The following is a 16457-nucleotide window of genomic DNA, read 5'->3' as shown; positions in this document are numbered from 1 at the left end:
GTCAGTGCAGGATGCCGGCTTCGCCGAGCAGGTCGCGAAGGCCGGCGCCGTCCTCGGCGCTGACCCAGGGCGCGGTGTCCTCGGAGTGCGGCTCGTGTCCGGCGCGCCCACCGGCGAGCACGGCCTCGGCAGGAAGCAGGCGACGGATCGCGACGCCGGCCACGGACTCCGGGTACTCGTCCATGAACTGGCTGTAGATGGCTTCGTCGTGCTGCCCGTCATCCCCGATCAGGAGCCACTTCACGTGCGGGAACTCGGTCGCCAGTCGTCGCAGGTTGGTCAGCTTGTGCTCGCGGCCGCTGCGGAACCAGCGCTCGTGCGTCGGTCCCCAGTCGGTCAGGAGCATGGAGCCGGCGGGGAAGAGATGTCGACCGAGGAAGCGCCACAGGGTGGGTGCGACGTTCCAGGCGCCGGTGGAGAGATACACCATGGGAGCGCCGGGGTGCTGTCGCAGCAACTGGTCGAGGAGCACAGCCATCCCGGGGACGGGGAGTCGGGCGTGCTCGTCGAGCACGAAGGAGTTCCAGAACGCGATGAACGGACGTGGTAGTGCCGTCACCATCACGGTGTCATCGACATCGGAGACCACACCGAACGTGGTCTCCTCGGCGACGATGAACGCTCTCGCCTCCACGGGGGGTTGGCCCTCGACGGAGAAGGTGAAGGTCTGCCAGCCGGGTTCGAGGTCGACGCGGATCTTGGCGTCCACCACGCCACCGCGGTCGGCCGCCACCTGATGGGTGGTGTCACCGAAATGCACGCTGACGGATGCGAAGCCCACGGGGATGCCGACGAAGCTGCGCCATCCGCGCACACTCGCCGGTTCGCCGTCACGTGTGCGGCGCTGCGGGGGCACGATCAGCACACGTCCGACCACGCGCACCCACCCGGGTCCGCCGTAGCCGGGGAAGGGCAGGATCGTCGCGACGCGGCCACGACGGCGCGCACGACCTTCACGCCAGACATGGAGGCGATGTTCGAGTCGGGCGAACCAGTGGATCCGGGGGGCTGGGGGAGCCGATGCCATTGGCTCAGTCTTTCACGTCGGCGTCGGCCTCCGCTTCGGGTCCCTCCAGGTGGCGGGCTTCGAGGCGCTGCAGCAGCTTCTTTCCGAGGAACGCCAGGAGCAGGAACAGTGCGATGACGCCGACGAAGATGTAGCCCGCGAAGTGCACGCGGTCGACCAGCTCGCGGAAGCTGCCGGCCGCAAGAGATGTGACGCTCACGTACGCGGTGGCCCAGAGCACGCAGGCCGGGGCTGTCCAGGCCAGGAACCTGCGGTACGGGTACTCGCTCATGCCGACGGTGAGAGGGACGAGAGAGTGCAGCACGGGGAGGAAACGCGAGAGGAAGATCGCGATGCCCCCTCGGCGCTCGAGATAGTTCTCGGCGCGCACCCAGTTGTGCTCGCCGATCTTGCGTCCCAACCAGGACACGCGGATGCGCGGTCCGAGCCAGCGACCCAGCCAGAAGCCGATGCTCTCGCCGATGAGGGCGCCGATCACGACGGCGACGCCCATTGCGATGCCCTCCAGGGGAGTGGCGACACCCATCGAGGCGATGATCACGATCGTGTCACCGGGGACGATGAGACCGATCAGGATGCTCGTCTCCAGCATCACGGCGAGCCCGGCGATGAGCGTGCGTGCGACCGGGTCGATCGACTGCACGGTGTCGAGGAGCCAGATCAGGAGGTCGTCCACCCCACGAGAATACGGGAGCCGCCCGGTCCTAGGCTGGCAAGGTGCCTGTACAGCTGAGCGCCAGACCCCTTCCCGAGTGGACGGAGCCGTCGTCGGTGTTCCCGATGCTCGAAGCGGGGGGCGCCGACATCTTCTGGCTCGACGCCGGCGCGGACGCGACGACGGGATGGAGTTTCATCGGTACGGGGGAGCGCTCGACGCTTCCGCGCGACGTCCGCCTCGACGTTGCCGCCCCACCGCCGGGGCTGCCGCCGTTCACCGGGGGCTGGGTGGGCTGGCTCGACTACGAGAGCGGCGCCGCGGCTGCGGGGGCACCCGTGACCCCTACGGGCGACGAGACAGATGGGGCATGGCTGAGCGCCGAGCGACTCATCGCCTTCGACCATTCGCACCGACGGGTCTGGGCGCTCAGTGCTGAGAGCGAACTGGAGAGCTGGGAAGCAGCGGTCACCGCGCATACGAGGGCAGAGAGCCAGAACCGGGACCGGTTTCTGACAGCCACTGCCGGGCCCCTGGCGCGCGTCGCCGAAGCACGGCACGACCCGCACGAGTACACCGCCCTCATCGAACGCTGCCGAGAGCTCATCCGCGAGGGCATCGCGTACCAGCTGTGCCTGACCACCCGCTTCACCGTGTCCGGCGCGCATGATGCCGTCGAGGTCTACCACCGCCTCCGTACCTCGACCCCCGCGCATCACGGGGGCTTCGTGCGGATCGGTGGACGCACTCTGTTGAGTGCGAGCCCGGAGCAGTTCCTCCACGCAGCGGGCGGCATCATCCGCACCAGACCCATCAAGGGCACCAGACCCCGAGGCGACAATCCGGTCGCAGACGCTGCGCTCGCCGCAGAGCTGGCCGCAGATCCCAAGGAACGTGCCGAGAACGTGATGATCGTCGACCTGATGCGCAACGACCTCTCGCAGGTGTGCGCAGCGGGGAGCATCCGTGTCGAGGGACTCTGGGTGGTGGAGAGCTATCCCGCCGTGCATCAGCTGGTGAGCACGGTCAGCGGTGTCGCGGTCGAGGGGACCACGGTCGGGGATCTGCTCGGTGCGGCGTTCCCCGCGGGGAGCATGACCGGTGCCCCGAAGCTCTCGGCGATGACTCGCCTGCACGAGCTGGAGGGCGGGCCTCGCGGCGTGTACGCCGGATGCTTCGGATACATCGGCGTCGACGGTGCCCTCGACCTGGCGATGGTGATCCGCAGCATCCTGATCGATGAGGAGCAGGCAGTCGTCGGTGCCGGCGGAGGAATCACCTGGGGGTCCGTCGCCGCATCCGAGGTGGCCGAGGTCGCGACCAAGGCTCGGGCGCCGCTCGCCGCGCTCGGCGCCGGAATGCCTGCCCTCTGGCGTTCCGATATCCTGAACTGATCCCGCTTTTTCCACCAGATTGGTCGTGCGTTCGTTGTCTGAGAACCTGTCCACCGCTCCTGCCGACGACGAGACCCCGTCGGCGCACGCCATCCAGAACAAGTGGCAGAAGTACTGGGCGGACAACGGCACGTTCCTCACGGGCGGCGATGACGACACCCGGCCGCGCCGGTACGTGCTCGCGATGTTCCCTTACCCCTCCGGTGACCTGCACATGGGGCACGCGGAGAACTACCTCTACTCCGACATCGTGGCTCGTTTCTGGCGCCACCGCGGACACAACGTCCTGAACCCGATCGGCTGGGACTCCTTCGGCCTGCCGGCGGAGAACGCGGCGATCCGTCAGGGTGCCGATCCGCGTGAGTGGACCTACCAGAACATCGCGCAGCAGAAGGTCGGATTCGAGCAGTACGGCGTCTCTTTCGACTGGAGCCGTGTCCTGCACACGTCCGACCCCGAGTACTACCGCTGGAACCAGTGGCTGTTCCTGAAGCTGTACGAGCGCGGCCTGGCGTATCGCAAGAAGAGCCCCGTCAACTGGTGCCCGAACGATCAGACGGTGCTCGCGAACGAGCAGGTCGTCGACGGGCGCTGCGAGCGCTGCGGCTACGAGGTCGTCAAGAAGAAGCTGACGCAGTGGTACTTCCGGATCACGGACTACGCGGATCGACTGCTGGACGACCTGAATCAGCTCGAGGGCTTCTGGCCGCACAAGGTGCTGCAGATGCAGCGCAATTGGATCGGTCGCTCGGTGGGAGCCGATGTCGACTTCCTCATCGAGGGGCGCGAGGAGCCGGTCACGGTGTTCTCGACGCGACCCGACACGCTGCACGGTGCCACGTTCTTCGTGGTCGCTCCGGACTCCGACCTGGCCGCGGAGCTCGCGGCCGGCGCGCCCGACGAGGTGCGTGAGCGGTTCCAGACGTACCTGGAGCAGGTGCAGAAGGAGACGGACATCGATCGGCAGTCCACGGACCGTCCGAAGACCGGTGTCTTCCTGGAGCGCTACGCGATCAACCCCGTCAACGGCGAGAAGCTGCCGGTGTGGGCGGCGGACTACGTGCTGGCCGACTACGGCCATGGCGCGGTCATGGCCGTGCCCGCGCACGACCAGCGCGACCTCGATTTCGCCCGAGCCTTCGACCTGCCGGTCAAGGTGGTCGTCGACACCACGGCCCCTGTCACGGGTGCGATGCCCGTCATCGAGGTCGATGACGAGGGGGTGCCGATCGATACGGGAGCAGCGCTCGAGGAGCAGAGTCCGGCCAGCACCGGCATCGCGCTCACGGGCGAGGGGCGGATGATCAACTCCGGTGCACTGAACGGGCTCTCCAAGCGCAATGCGATCGCGCGTGCGATCGAGCAGCTGGAGGCTTCCGGTACCGGTCGTGCCGCGAAGAACTACCGTCTGCGCGATTGGCTCATCTCCCGTCAGCGTTTCTGGGGTACCCCGATCCCGATGCTGCATGCCGAGGACGGCACGATCATCCCGGTACCCGAGGACAAGCTTCCCGTGAAGCTGCCGAGTGTCGAAGGGCTGGATCTGAAGCCCAAGGGCACCTCGCCGCTGGGTGGTGCGGAGAACTGGGCGCGCACGACCGACCCGGAGACCGGTGACCCGGTGCTGCGCGACCCGGACACGATGGACACATTCGTCGACAGCTCCTGGTATTTCCTGCGCTTCCTGTCGCCGAACAGCGAGACCGTGGCGTTCGACCCGGCTCAGGCGGCGCGTTGGGCGCCGGTGGACTCGTACATCGGCGGCGTGGAGCACGCGATCCTGCACCTCCTGTACGCGCGCTTCATCACGAAGGTCCTGTTCGACATGGGCCTGATCGACTTCACCGAGCCGTTCTCGAACCTCATCAACCAGGGCATGGTGCTGCTCGACGGACAGAAGATGTCCAAGAGCAAGGGCAACCTGGTGCTGTTCCAGGAGGAGCTCGACGCGCACGGCGCCGACGCGCTTCGTGTCGGCCTCGCTTTCGCCGGTCCTGTGGAGGACGACAAGGACTGGGCGGACGTCTCGACGACCGGCGCCCAGAAGTTCCTGGCGCGTGCGATGCGCATCGCGGGGGAGGTGTCCAGCCCGGTCGATGTGGTCTTCGACGGTGGTGACGCCGCTCTCCGCCGCGCGACGCACAAGCTCCTTTCCGAGGCACCGGCGCTCGTCGAGCAGACGAAGTTCAACGTGCTGGTCGCGCGCTTGATGGAGCTGGTGAACGTCACGCGCAAGACGATCGACAGTGCCGCTGGCGCCGGTGATCCCGCCGTGCGCGAGGCCGCGGAGACGATCGCCGTGATGCTCGACCTCATCGCCCCGCACACCGCGGAGGAGATGTGGGAGATGCTCGGACATGAGCCTTCTGTCGGGCTGGTGACCTGGCGCTCCGCCGATCCCGCACTGCTGATCGAGGACACCATCACCGCTGTCGTGCAGGTGGGCGGCAAGGTGCGCGCCCAGCTCGAAGTCTCCGCCCGCATCGGCGAGTCGGAGCTCGAGGCCCTGGCCAGGGCCGACGAGCGGGTGATCCGTTCGATCGGCGATCGCGAGATCGTCAAGGTCGTCGTGCGCGCACCGAAGATCGTGAGCTTCGTCGTCAAGGGCTGACCGGCTCTTCTCCACGGTGGACGATCCGATCAGGGACCTCGCGGTGCGCCGCGAGGTCCCTGATGTCATTCGGGGTGTGCCTGCGTTCCGCCGGAGGAAGACCGTCGAGACCTCTCCGACAGGGCGACGAGGACGATAGGTACGAAGACGCCGAGCGCTGCGCCGAGCGCGATGTCGTGGAGATAGTGGACGCCCTGGGCGACCCGCGCGACCGCGACCACCGCAGCGAGCGCCATCGCCGACCACATGAGCCAGGAACGTCCGACCGTCAGAGCGATGGCGGCCGCGGCTCCGAACGCGAGCGTGGCGTGGTTCGACGGCAGTGACCAGTCTCCCGGCGGCGGGCACTCGGTGGCGATCGTCCACACCGCGCACGGGCGCTCCTGGGCGAAGACGAGCTTTGCTCCCTCGCTCAGGAGGTAGGCGATGACGACGCCTGCAGCGGCCATCACGAGCTGTGGTCGACGATCCCGACGGGTCCACCAGGCGCGACCGAGCGTCACGGCGGTGATCGTGGCGAGGAGCATCAGCCCGACCTCGGAGATCAACTCGATTCCCGGCATCCCCGCGGCCGCGGAATGCAGCCCCCGCGTACCGAGCACACTCAGGCTTCCTGGCACCGGAAGCGCCAGCACGAGAACCGCGAAGCCGGTCGTGAGGATCAAGGGAAGCACGCTGCGTGAGGACAGACGGGTCGAGGGCATGATCTCGACGATATGGGTCCGATGTGCGGAGGGCATCCGACGTGAGATGTAGCTGCATCGCGCCTGAGATGTATACGCCGTGGTGCGGAGGCAGCGTCCTGCACAGCACACAGTCTCGGGCCCTTGTCCACGGCTGCTGTCCGGAGCCGCGGGCCGAACAGTGCGATCCGTCTAGCGTTGCCGGATGGCTTCTCCCCAGACACCACCTCCGCCCCGGCGCCGCCTGCGCCTGAGCGTGGGAGCCGCGGTGGTGCTGGCACTCGTCGTGCTGTCGGCTGCCGTCGGGGTCGGCATCCTGCGTGGTCAATCGGCGCCTGTCGACACCGTGTCACTCGCGGACACAGGCAACGGAGCCGGTGCAAGCTCAGGACCCGCCTCGACCGGCGAGCTGTACGTGCACGTGCTCGGCGCTGTTGAGAAGCCGGGGCTCTACGTGCTCGATCTCGACGCGCGAGTCGTCGATGCGGTGGCCGCTGCCGGCGGAACGACCAGCGACGCGGACCTGAGCGCCGTCAACCTCGCACGCGTGGTCGAAGACGGAGAGCAGATCGTCGTGCCGGCGGTAGGCGCGATGACGGATGCGCCCGGCGGGGCAGCAGCGCCACCGGGCGACGAGCGGATAGATCTCAACACGGCGGATCAGACCGCGCTCGAGACGCTTCCGCGCATCGGACCGGCGCTGGCGGAGCGGATCGTCGCCTGGCGAGAGGAGAACGGTCGGTTCGCCTCCATCGACGACCTTCTCGCCGTGCCCGGCATCGGCGAGAAGCTCCTCTCGGGCCTGCGCGACGGGGTCAGAGTGTGAGGGCGCGCGATCTGCGCTTACTGCCTGTGGCGGCAGCCGTATGGGGTGCCGCGCTGCTGTGCGTGCTGTTGCCTGAACTCGCGTGGGTCTGTGCCGGCACATGCACCGCAGCTGCGGCAGGTGTGCTGGTGTTCAGCCGCACGGGATCGCGAGCCGAGGCCACTCGACGTGCCGAGGTCGGTGTCACGATCGTCTTACTGTCGGCGATGGCGAGTGCGGCCGTATCCGTCGGGTTCGCTCTTCCGGCGCGGGATGAGGCGCGCGCGTGGGGCGGGCGCGTCATCGAGTCGTCGGCCGAGGTCACCTCCTCGGCATCGCTCGGACGGGACGGGCGGCTGTGGTTCGAGGCGGCGGCCATGACACTCGGGCCGCCTGGGCGGGCGGCTCCTTCCACAGCGCCGGTCCGCGTCGGAGTGGAACCCGCCGACGGGTTCGACCTTGGTGCGCGGATACGGGTGGTGGGGGAGTCATCGATCACCGAAGCCGGGGAGCGCTCGGCTCTCGTGATCTTCGCGAGCGATGCCGAGATCGTCGACCCCGCGTCCGGTGTGTTCGCCGCGGCAGCCGCGATCAAGAGCACGTTCGTGGGGAGGGCACTGCGCCTGCCGGAGCCCGGAGCAGGCCTCCTGCCCGGCCTCGCGGTCGGCGACACCCGCGCGGTGACGCCGGCCCTGAATGACGACATGCGTGCGAGTGGGCTCAGCCACCTCACCGCCGTCTCCGGCGCGAACTGCGCGATCGTCGTCGGCGCGATCTTCTGGCTCACGGCCCTCTGCGGGGGCGGCCGTCGGTTGCGCCTCGTGCTGTCGCTTGTGGGCCTGGCGGGTTTCGTCGTGCTGGTGACTCCGGAGCCGAGCGTCGTCCGGGCTGGAGTGATGGCAGCGGTGGGGATGCTCACCATCCTGTGCGGGAGGCCGAGCGCCGGGGCGGGAGTGCTCTCTCTGTGCGCGACAGGGATCCTCGTCGCGGATCCGTGGTTGGCGGCGACTCCGGGGTTCGCGCTGTCCGTCGTCGCGTCGGGGGCGTTGATCCTGCTCGCCCCGTCCCTCGCCCACGGGTTGAGACGAGCAGTGCCAGGACCCGTCGCGCTGGCTCTGGCGGTCCCGCTCGCCGCGCAGCTCGCGTGCGGCCCCATCATCGCGCTGTTCGCTCAGCAGCAGTCCCTGGTCGGAATCGCTGCGAATCTGATAGCCGCGCCCGCGGCGCCGGTCGCGACGGTGATCGGGCTTCTCGCGTGCCTGGCCGCACCGCTGCCGATGCTCGCCGACTTCCTTGCGGCTTCGGCGTGGCTCCCCGCCGCCTGGATCGCGACGACCGCCACCACCACGGCGCGGTTTCCGAGCGCGCAGATCACCCTGCAGGCAGGTGTCGGCAGTGCACTCCTGGTGGCTCTGCTGAGCGCAGCGATCGCCGCAGTCCTCGTACGCGCCGCGGGCTCGACGGAGGCGACGTCAGCCGGGCGGATCTCTCGCTGGCTGAGGCGGGTTGCGGCACTTGTGCTCGTGGTGGTGCTCTCGCTCGCCGGGTCACGCGTACTCCTCGATGGACCGCTGGCGACCGCGACGGCTCCGGACGGCTGGGCGATCGCGGCGTGCGACGTCGGGCAGGGCGACGCGGTGCTCGTGCGCTCGGCAGGCCAGGTGGCGCTGATCGACACCGGCCCCGATGCGGAGCTGCTGTCCGCATGTCTGCGGTCGCTCGGCGTCGAGCACATCGATCTTCTGGTGCTCACGCACTTCGACCTCGATCACGTCGGCGGGAGCGCTGCTGTGCAGGCGCGCGTGTCGACGGTTCTGCACGGACCGATGGCTGATCCGCGCGATCGACGCCTCATCGACGACCTCGCCGACGGAGGTGCCGAGGTCGAGGAGGCATCGGCGGGACGGCGCGGCATGCTCGGCGATGCCGCCTGGCGCGTGCTCTGGCCGCTACGTCGATCACCGTCGTTCCCCGCCGGCAACGACGCGAGCGTCGTGCTGGAGTTCGCCGGGGGAGGCGTGCCGCGCTCCCTCTACCTCGGCGACCTGTCCGCCGCACCACAGCGCATGCTGCAGAGGGCCGTCGGACTCGCCCCGTACGCAGTCGTGAAGGTGGCTCACCACGGCAGCGCGGATCAGGATCCAGAGCTGTATGAGCAGATCCGGCCGCGCGTGGCGTTGTTCAGCGTCGGAGCGGACAACGACTACGGACACCCCCGCGCCGAGACGATCGATGTTCTGACCGGCGCCGGTGCACGTGTGCTCCGTACCGACGGGCACGGGCGCATCCTGCTCGCACTCGATGACGGGGCGTTGCAGATCTGGACGGAGAAGACGCCCCCGTGACGGCGGAGCCATGTCGGCGACCGCCGGTAGGCTGGTTCCATGGCAGCTTCGCGTACCCCTTCCCGTGGCGGCGCGAAGCCCACCAAGATCCCCCAGGTCTCCTGGCGCGAGCCGCGCCCGGCCCCGATCGTGCTGGTCTCCGGTCCGGAAGAGGTCTGCGCCGAGCGAGCTATCGCCGGTGTGCGCGACTACCTCCGGGCCGAAGACCCTGCACTCGAAGTCAGCGACGTGCGCGCCGATGACTACGCACCAGGGACGCTCCTGTCACTCACGTCGCCTTCCCTGTTCGGAGAACCGCGTCTGGTGCGCGTCTCCGGCGTGGAGAAATGCTCCGATGCGTTCATCCAGGAGGCGGTGTCGTACCTCGACAACCCACAGGAGGGGGCGACGGTCATCCTCCGGCACACCGGAGCGAGCGTGCGGGGCAAGAAGCTCCTCGACGCTCTTCGCGGTGGTTCCGGCGGCGGCATCGAGATCGCCTGCCCGGCGATCAAGCGCGACGGCGATCGGGTCGATTTCGCGGCCGGTGAGTTCCGCGCGGCGAAGAAGCGTATTGCGCCTCCGGCCTTGCGCGCCCTGGTCTCGGCATTCGCCGACGATCTCACGGAGTTGGCCGCAGCCTGCCAGCAGCTCATCGGCGATGTCGACGGCGACATCACCGAGGAGATCGTCACCAAGTACTACGGCGGACGAGTCGAGGTCTCGGCGTTCGTCGTGGCCGACACCGCGATCGCCGGCCGCTACGGCGAGGCGCTCATGGCCCTCCGTCAGGCGCTCTCCTCGGGGGCGGACCCGGTCCCGATGGTCGCAGCCTTCGCCATGAAGCTGCGCACCATGGCTCGCGTGGCAGGCAACCGGGAGCCGAGCCGTCAACTCGCGCAACGCCTGGGGATGAAGGATTGGCAGGTCGACCGTGCCCGTCGTGATCTGGCGGGCTGGAACGAGCGCTCGCTCGGGATGGCGATCCAGGCCACGGCCAGAGCCGACGGCGAGGTGAAGGGCGCCGCGCGCGATCCGATCTTCGCGCTGGAGCGCATGGTCACGGTCATCGCCACACGACAGCCTTTCGGCGAATAGTCCATCGCCGGTGCTTTCACCCGAACATGAAGAAGGCCCGCCCCGATATCGGGGCGGGCCTTTCTCAGAAGCGTCGATTCAGAGGGAAGCGACCTGCTTGGCGAGAGCCGACTTGCGGTTCGACGCCTGGTTCTTGTGCAGGACACCCTTGCTGACGGCCTTGTCGAGCTTGACGGCGGCCTTCTTGAGGGCGGCCTCGGCTGCTGCCTTGTCGCCGGCGGAGACGGCCGTACGAGTGGTACGGATGACCGTCTTGAGCTCGCTCTTCACGGCCTTGTTGCGCTCGCGAGCCTTCTCGTTGGTCTTGTTGCGCTTGATCTGCGACTTGATGTTTGCCACGTGTGGACGCTTTCTGTACAGGAGTGTTCGGAATGCCGGCAGCAGAAGAGGGCTGCTGCACAGCGGTCGTGAGGGAAGAACCCACACGCAAGCCAAGAGTCGAGTCTACCAGCAGACGGGCCGTTGACGCGAAACGGCGGAGAGAACGCGGGACTCAGTCGCGGATTCGACGGTACCGGGTGCAGAATCATCATTATCCCGACACTGATGTCTAGGAGCCACATGACCCTCGAGCCGCCCCGTTCGTCCATGCCCTCCGGGCTCCGCTGGTCCGCAGCGACGTCCGCCTTCCAGATCGAGGGCTCCCGGCCCACCGGCGCATCCGGGCGATCCATCTGGGATGACTTCGTCGAGAGGCCGGGTGCCGTCCTCGACGGATCCATAGCCGACCCGGCGTGCGACAGCTACCGGCACCCCGAACGCGACGTCGCTCTCGCGTCCGGTCTCGGACTCGACCGATACCGGTTCTCGATCCCCTGGGCTCGCGTCCAGCCCGACGGCCTGGGTCCTGGAGACACCCCAGCGCTCGACCACTACTCGCGCATCGTCGATATGCTTCTCGACGCCGGGATCCAGCCGTTCCCCACCCTGTACCACTGGGAGATGCCGAGCAGCGTCGAAGCCGACGGCGGGTGGATCGAGCGCGACACTGCCGAGCGCTTCGCCGACTATGCGGTGCTCGTGGCTGATCGCCTCGGTGATCGGGTGCAGAACTGGTACACCCTCAACGAACCCGCGATGACGACCCTCCAGGGGTATGCGGTCGGTGCATTGGCGCCAGGCAAGCAACTCCTGTTCGGCGCCCTGCCTACCGCCCATCATCAGCTGCTGGCGCACGCCCGCGCAGGGGCGGTGCTCCGAGATCGCGGTGCCGTCTCGGTGGGTCTGGTCAACAACCACACCTGGGTCCTGCCGCTGGGTGACACCGCCCAAGACCACGAGGCCGCGGCGGTCTACGACCTGATCCACAACAGGGTCTTCAGCGAGCCCCTCCTCGCCGGTACCTACCCTGATCTGGAAGCACTCGGCCTGCCTGCGATGCCCGTGCAGGAAGGCGACCTCGCAGCCATCGGCCACTCGATCGACTTCTACGGCATCAACTTCTACAATCCGACGACGGTCACGAACGCCGAAGAGGGAAGCCCGATCCCCTTCGACATCGTGCCGACGCCTGGCGTTCCGGTCACCGGATTCGGTCCCGAATGGCCGATCATGCCCGGCGCGCTGCGCGACCTGCTGATCGACCTGCATAGTCGCCATCCCGACATGCCGCCCGTGATCATCGGGGAGAACGGCGCCTCCTTCCCCGAGCCCGAGCGCGCGACCCGCGTGGAGGACGCCGACCGCATCTCGTACCTCGCCGGGCATCTGCAGGCCGTCGGCGACGCGATCTCGGCCGGCGTGCCGGTGGAGGAGTACACGGTGTGGTCATTGCTGGACAACTGGGAATGGGCCGACGGCTACACCCAGCGATTCGGCCTCGTCCACGTCGACTTCGAGACGGGCGAGCGAACGCCCAAAGCCTCGTACGACTGGTACCGAGAGGTCATCCGGAGTTCGCAGGCAGCGGGGGAGAGGCGATGACCGCCGCCGAGCACCCCCGCACCATACGGGCCGGCGCGCGATGGATGTCGCTGTTCACGCTCGCGTGGCTGGCGATCTGGACCGTACAGCTCACTCCGGTGCAGCTCCTCCTCCCGCTGCAGCTGGACACTCCGGAAGACGACTGGATCCGTGGGGTCGTCTCCTCGGGCTTGGTTCTGGGCATCGGCGGGCTCGCAGGCATCCTCGCGGGTCCCGCCGCCGGTGCGCTCTCGGACCGCGCGGCCGCAGGCAGACACCGCCGTCGCCCCTGGGCGGTCGGCGGGGTTCTGCTGACGGCGGTGTGCCTCGTGCTCACGGGCTACGCCGACGGCCCGTGGACCGTGGGTGCAGGCTGGGTGGGCGTGTCGATCGGCGTCGCCGTGTCATCGGCGGCCTTCACCGCGCTCATCGCCGATCAGCTCCCGACGACGCAGCGAGGTGCCGCATCGGCCGCGGTCGGTTCCAGTCAGGCCGTCGGCATCGTCGTCGGAGTGGGGCTCGTCGTACTTCTCGGCCTCGGAATCCGCGAGGGGTACTGGCTGCTCGCCGGTATCATCGCGGTGGTCGGTACGGCGACCGCATTCCTGCTGCCCGATCCGCCGAGTACGGAGGCGCTGAGGCCGAAGCACAGCGGAGGGCGCCGGCTCGCCTCGCTCCGTGACCGCGACTTCGCGTGGATGCTCTCCGGTCGTCTGGTGACGAACGTGGGGAATGCCCTCGGCACCGCGCTGTTCCTGTTCTTCCTGTTGCACGGCCTCGGGCAGCCCAGCGCGACAGCCCAGGACAATCTGCTGCTGCTCATCGTCGTCTACACGGTCTTCGTCGTCGTCACCTCCGTGGTCACCGGCATCGTGTCCGACCGCACCGGCAACAGGAGAACGCTCACAGTCGCCGCGACGGTCGTGCAAGCGGCATCCGGGGTGGCGATCGCCCTCGTCCCGACATTCGAGATGACCATGGTGGCCGCGGCGCTCATGGGTCTCGGATACGGAGCGTTCTCCACGGTCGGCCTCGCTTTCGCCGCCGATCTCCTCCCGGATGCGCAGGACCACGCGCGGGATCTCGGAATCGTGAACGTGACGGCCGCCCTCGGGCAGCTCATCGGACCGGTGCTGGGAGCGGGCCTGGTCGCATTCGTCGGCGGATTCTGGCTCGTGTTCGTCGCAGCCGCCGTGCTGTCACTGGTCGGCGGACTCCTCACGGCGTTCGCTCGGCAGCCGTCCCCGGCGGCGTGAGCGCGCCGTGAGCTCGTCTGCGTCCAGGTCCTCTGCGTCCAGGCCTCCTGCGTTCGGGCCTTCTGCGTCCGGGCCTTCTGCATCCGCTCGCGCTGCGTCCGCCTGCTCGACGGTCGCGATGGCGAGCTGCAGCACGGCGTTGAAGATCTCCGGACGCATCGCGGTGACCAGGTGGGTGGCGCGTGGCACGACGATCAGCTCAGCATGTGGTGCGAGGCGTCGGAACAGCTGCTCGTTCAGCCGCAGCTGGTCGTACTGCCCGTTTACGAACCACAGCGGAACGGCGATGCGGGGAACGGCTGTGGCGATATCGAGTGCGGCGAGGCTGCGCAGCGCGGCATCCTGCGTGTCGAGCGCGTAGCCGCCGGCGGCGAAGTCCGAACGGTTCTCGAGCGGGATGGTGGCGGCGAGCATCTGCCGCGTCAGCCACATCCCGCGATCGGGGAGGGAGTCGACGGCGCGGGCGAACAGACGGTACGCGGCGAGACCGGTGCCGCGGGGCAGGGACGTGCAGGCGGCGGCGACCAGGGCTGCGATCGGTGGAGCTTCGGCACTGCCGGCGTAGGCGAGTGAGAGCAGCCCGCCCATGGAATGGCCGACGAGGACGACGGGTCCTTTGTCAGCAGCCGCGCGCACTGCGACGTCGATCGTGTGCAGCGCCTCGTGCAGCGTGAAGTCCTCCTGCATCCGGGATCCGTGGCCAGGAAGGTCGACGGCGGTGAAGGCGTGTCCCCGCTCCTCGAGATAGACGGCCTGCGACCGCCACATCGTGGCCGAAGTACGGATGCCGTGCACGAAGACGATCTGTGCGCTCACGGGTTCAGCATAAGGAAAGCGGGGCCGGTGGATGAACCACCGGCCCCGCTTCGACACGATTCGTGCAGAGGGTGTTACTTCTCCCAGCCGACGTTCTCGACCGGGGTGATGCCGAACAGGTCCAGTCCGACGTAGGGCTCGGGCGTGAGGTTCGCCAGGCCTTCCTTGACGGTGTAGATCTGCGGTCCGTTGTACAGCGGGATGAGGCCCCAGCGCTTGTAGATCTCCGGCTCGAGCTTCATCGCGGCAGCGGTCTGCGCCTCGGGGTCGCTCTGCGACTCGACCTTGTCCTTGATCTCGGCGTCGAGCTCGGCGTCACCGACACCCGACAGGTTCAGGCCGGAGTCCGAGCAGTACAGCTGGCAGAACCAGGCCGCACCGAACGGGTCGGACGAGGTGAAGCGGAGTCCGGAGACGTCCCAGTTCTTCGACGTGTAGTCCGAAGAGAACTGGCTGGCCGGACGAACCTCGACCTTGACGTCGATGCCGATCGCCTTCTCCTGCGCCTGCAGCGACTGTGCGAGAGCCTTCTGCGTCGCCGAGTCGGCCCAGATCGGGTAGACGACGGAGAGCTTCACGCCATCCTTCTCGCGGATGCCGTCGGAGCCTTCCTCCCAGCCTGCCTCGTCGAGGAGCTTCTTGGCGCCCTCGACGTCGAACTTCCAGCCGGCCTCCTTCATGGAGTCGGAGTAGCCGGGCTGGAACGAGAACAGGGTCAGCGAGCCGGCCGGGTCCTCTTCGTAGCCGAGGCCGTTCCAGGCGATCTGCTTCTGCTGGTCGATGTTGATGGCCTTGAAGAACGCCTCACGGACCTTGACATCCTGGAACTGCGGCTTGGTCGAGTCGACCTGCAGGATGGTGTTGGCGGTCTGCTGCGCACGGTAGACCTTCGCGCCGTCGACGTCCTTGACCTGGTCGATGAGCTCCTGAGAGCCCGTCTCGACCATGTCGACCTCACCGTTCTTGAAGGCGTTGACGCCGGCCTGGGCGTCCATGCCGGTCATGGTGACCTCGTCGAGCAGAGGAGCGTCGCCCCACCACTCGGGGTTCGGCTTGAACGAGATGTAACCCTTGTTGGCGTCGAACTCGTTGACCGTGTACGGACCTGCGCCCCACTCGGGGTGCGGGTTCTCGATCATCGCCTCGTTGAACGTGGTCGGGTCGGCCAGAGCCGGGTGGATCACGCCGCCGTTGAAGGGCATCTGCGGCCAGGCGAACTCGCCCTTGAAGGTGACGATCGCGGTCTTCGCGGTGTCGCCCTGCTCGACCGACTCGATGTCCTTGTAGCCGTCGGTGGCGTTGGGGTTGAAGCCCTCGTCGTAGGAGCGGTTGGCCTTCCACGTGGCGTCGATGGCAGTCCAGTCCATGTCGGTGCCATCGTTCCAGTGCGCCTCATCGGTGAACGTGAAGGTCAGGACCGTCTTGCCGTCCTTCACCTCGTGCTTCCACTCGGAGAGGTAGTTGTCGTTCTTGTACTGCGTGCCATCCGGCTTCATGAGGATGATCTGAGGCATGTACCAGGCGGCGATACGCGCGGTATCGGCGCTGCCGTCACTGTTGAACGAGTTCAGCTGCGGCGGGACCTCGCGGATGGCGAAGTTGACCGTGCCACCCTCCTTGAGGTTCTCGCGCGGCTGGGGGTTGTAGTTCGCCATCTCGACGTCGGTCTTCTCGCCGGCGTCGCCATTGTCGCCACTACCGGTGTTGCCGGCAGCGCACCCGCTGAGCGCGAGTGCGAAAGCGCCGGTGAGTGCCAGCGCTCCCATCAGCTTGTACTGCTTCATGGTGCTCCTTTCGCCTTGCGGCGTGTCATAAGGGGAGAATAGTTCGCCGGGTGCACGAATGCTCCTGCGGCAGGTGAATCCGGGCCAACCGTTACCGGACGG

The 16457-nt window shown here is 67.9% G+C and carries 13 protein-coding genes; 7 read left to right on the top strand and 6 right to left on the bottom strand.

The window, feature by feature from the left end:
- Position 1 precedes the first annotated feature (1 nt).
- Positions 2–1027: an App1 family protein gene (locus tag AB4070_RS03190; protein ID WP_441978859.1), complete on the bottom strand. Its 1026-nt coding sequence runs from the start codon at positions 1025–1027 to the stop codon at positions 2–4.
- A gap of 4 nt (positions 1028–1031) precedes the next feature.
- Positions 1032–1703, bottom strand: a complete 672-nt coding sequence (locus AB4070_RS03185; protein WP_441978858.1) for a DedA family protein — start codon at positions 1701–1703, stop codon at positions 1032–1034.
- A 41-nt stretch (positions 1704–1744) separates the two neighbouring features.
- On the opposite strand from AB4070_RS03185, the gene AB4070_RS03180 reads away from it, so the two are divergent.
- Together AB4070_RS03180 and leuS are read left to right on the top strand one after the other, a co-directional pair.
- Positions 1745–3076 (top strand): anthranilate synthase component I family protein, encoded by a 1332-nt coding sequence (locus AB4070_RS03180; protein WP_441978857.1) that lies wholly within the window; start codon positions 1745–1747, stop codon positions 3074–3076.
- 34 nt (positions 3077–3110) lie between these two features.
- A complete protein-coding gene (gene leuS / locus AB4070_RS03175; RefSeq protein WP_441979031.1) occupies positions 3111–5687 on the top strand; it encodes a leucine--tRNA ligase in 2577 nt (858 codons plus the stop codon).
- Positions 5688–5752: 65 nt separating this feature from the next.
- On the opposite strand, the gene AB4070_RS03170 is transcribed toward leuS, so the two are convergent.
- Entirely contained in the window at positions 5753–6391 is a 639-nt protein-coding gene (locus tag AB4070_RS03170; protein WP_441978856.1) for a phosphatase PAP2 family protein, read from the bottom strand.
- 184 nt (positions 6392–6575) lie between these two features.
- Here AB4070_RS03170 and AB4070_RS03165 point away from each other — a divergent pair, with 184 nt between their 5' ends.
- Genes AB4070_RS03165 through holA form a run of 3 tightly spaced genes read left to right on the top strand, consistent with a single transcriptional unit; the run spans position 6576 to position 10597 of the window.
- The gene (locus AB4070_RS03165) at positions 6576–7196 is read left to right on the top strand and encodes a ComEA family DNA-binding protein (protein WP_441978855.1); all 621 of its coding nucleotides are present in this window, start codon (positions 6576–6578) and stop codon (positions 7194–7196) included.
- Between the two features lie 26 nt (positions 7197–7222).
- A complete protein-coding gene (locus AB4070_RS03160; RefSeq protein WP_441978854.1) occupies positions 7223–9520 on the top strand; it encodes a ComEC/Rec2 family competence protein in 2298 nt (765 codons plus the stop codon).
- A gap of 39 nt (positions 9521–9559) precedes the next feature.
- Positions 9560–10597: a DNA polymerase III subunit delta gene (gene holA, locus AB4070_RS03155; protein WP_441978853.1), complete on the top strand. Its 1038-nt coding sequence runs from the start codon at positions 9560–9562 to the stop codon at positions 10595–10597.
- A gap of 78 nt (positions 10598–10675) precedes the next feature.
- Here the strand turns inward: holA and rpsT are convergent, their stop codons facing one another.
- A complete protein-coding gene (rpsT, locus tag AB4070_RS03150; RefSeq protein WP_017830351.1) occupies positions 10676–10936 on the bottom strand; it encodes a 30S ribosomal protein S20 in 261 nt (86 codons plus the stop codon).
- 222 nt (positions 10937–11158) lie between these two features.
- On the opposite strand from rpsT, the gene AB4070_RS03145 reads away from it, so the two are divergent.
- Complete coding sequence (locus tag AB4070_RS03145) at positions 11159–12520, top strand: glycoside hydrolase family 1 protein (protein WP_441978852.1); 1362 nt, start codon at positions 11159–11161, stop codon at positions 12518–12520.
- Positions 12517–13755, top strand: coding sequence for an MFS transporter (locus AB4070_RS03140; protein ID WP_441978851.1), 1239 nt, complete (start codon positions 12517–12519; stop codon positions 13753–13755). Before AB4070_RS03145 ends, AB4070_RS03140 begins: the two co-directional genes overlap by 4 nt.
- Here the strand turns inward: AB4070_RS03140 and AB4070_RS03135 are convergent.
- Positions 13699–14571, bottom strand: a complete 873-nt coding sequence (locus AB4070_RS03135; protein WP_441978850.1) for an alpha/beta fold hydrolase — start codon at positions 14569–14571, stop codon at positions 13699–13701. The genes AB4070_RS03140 and AB4070_RS03135 overlap by 57 nt on opposite strands.
- A 74-nt stretch (positions 14572–14645) precedes the next feature.
- Complete coding sequence (locus AB4070_RS03130) at positions 14646–16355, bottom strand: ABC transporter family substrate-binding protein (protein WP_378875178.1); 1710 nt, start codon at positions 16353–16355, stop codon at positions 14646–14648.
- Between the last annotated feature and the right edge of the window lie 102 nt (positions 16356–16457).

The organism is Microbacterium sp. 2RAF4 (assembly GCF_052115285.1).
Classification (GTDB): Bacteria; Actinomycetota; Actinomycetes; order Actinomycetales; family Microbacteriaceae; genus Microbacterium; species Microbacterium oxydans.
Note: the sequence above shows the minus strand (reverse complement) of the source record. Positions and strands in the feature narration are given on the sequence as shown.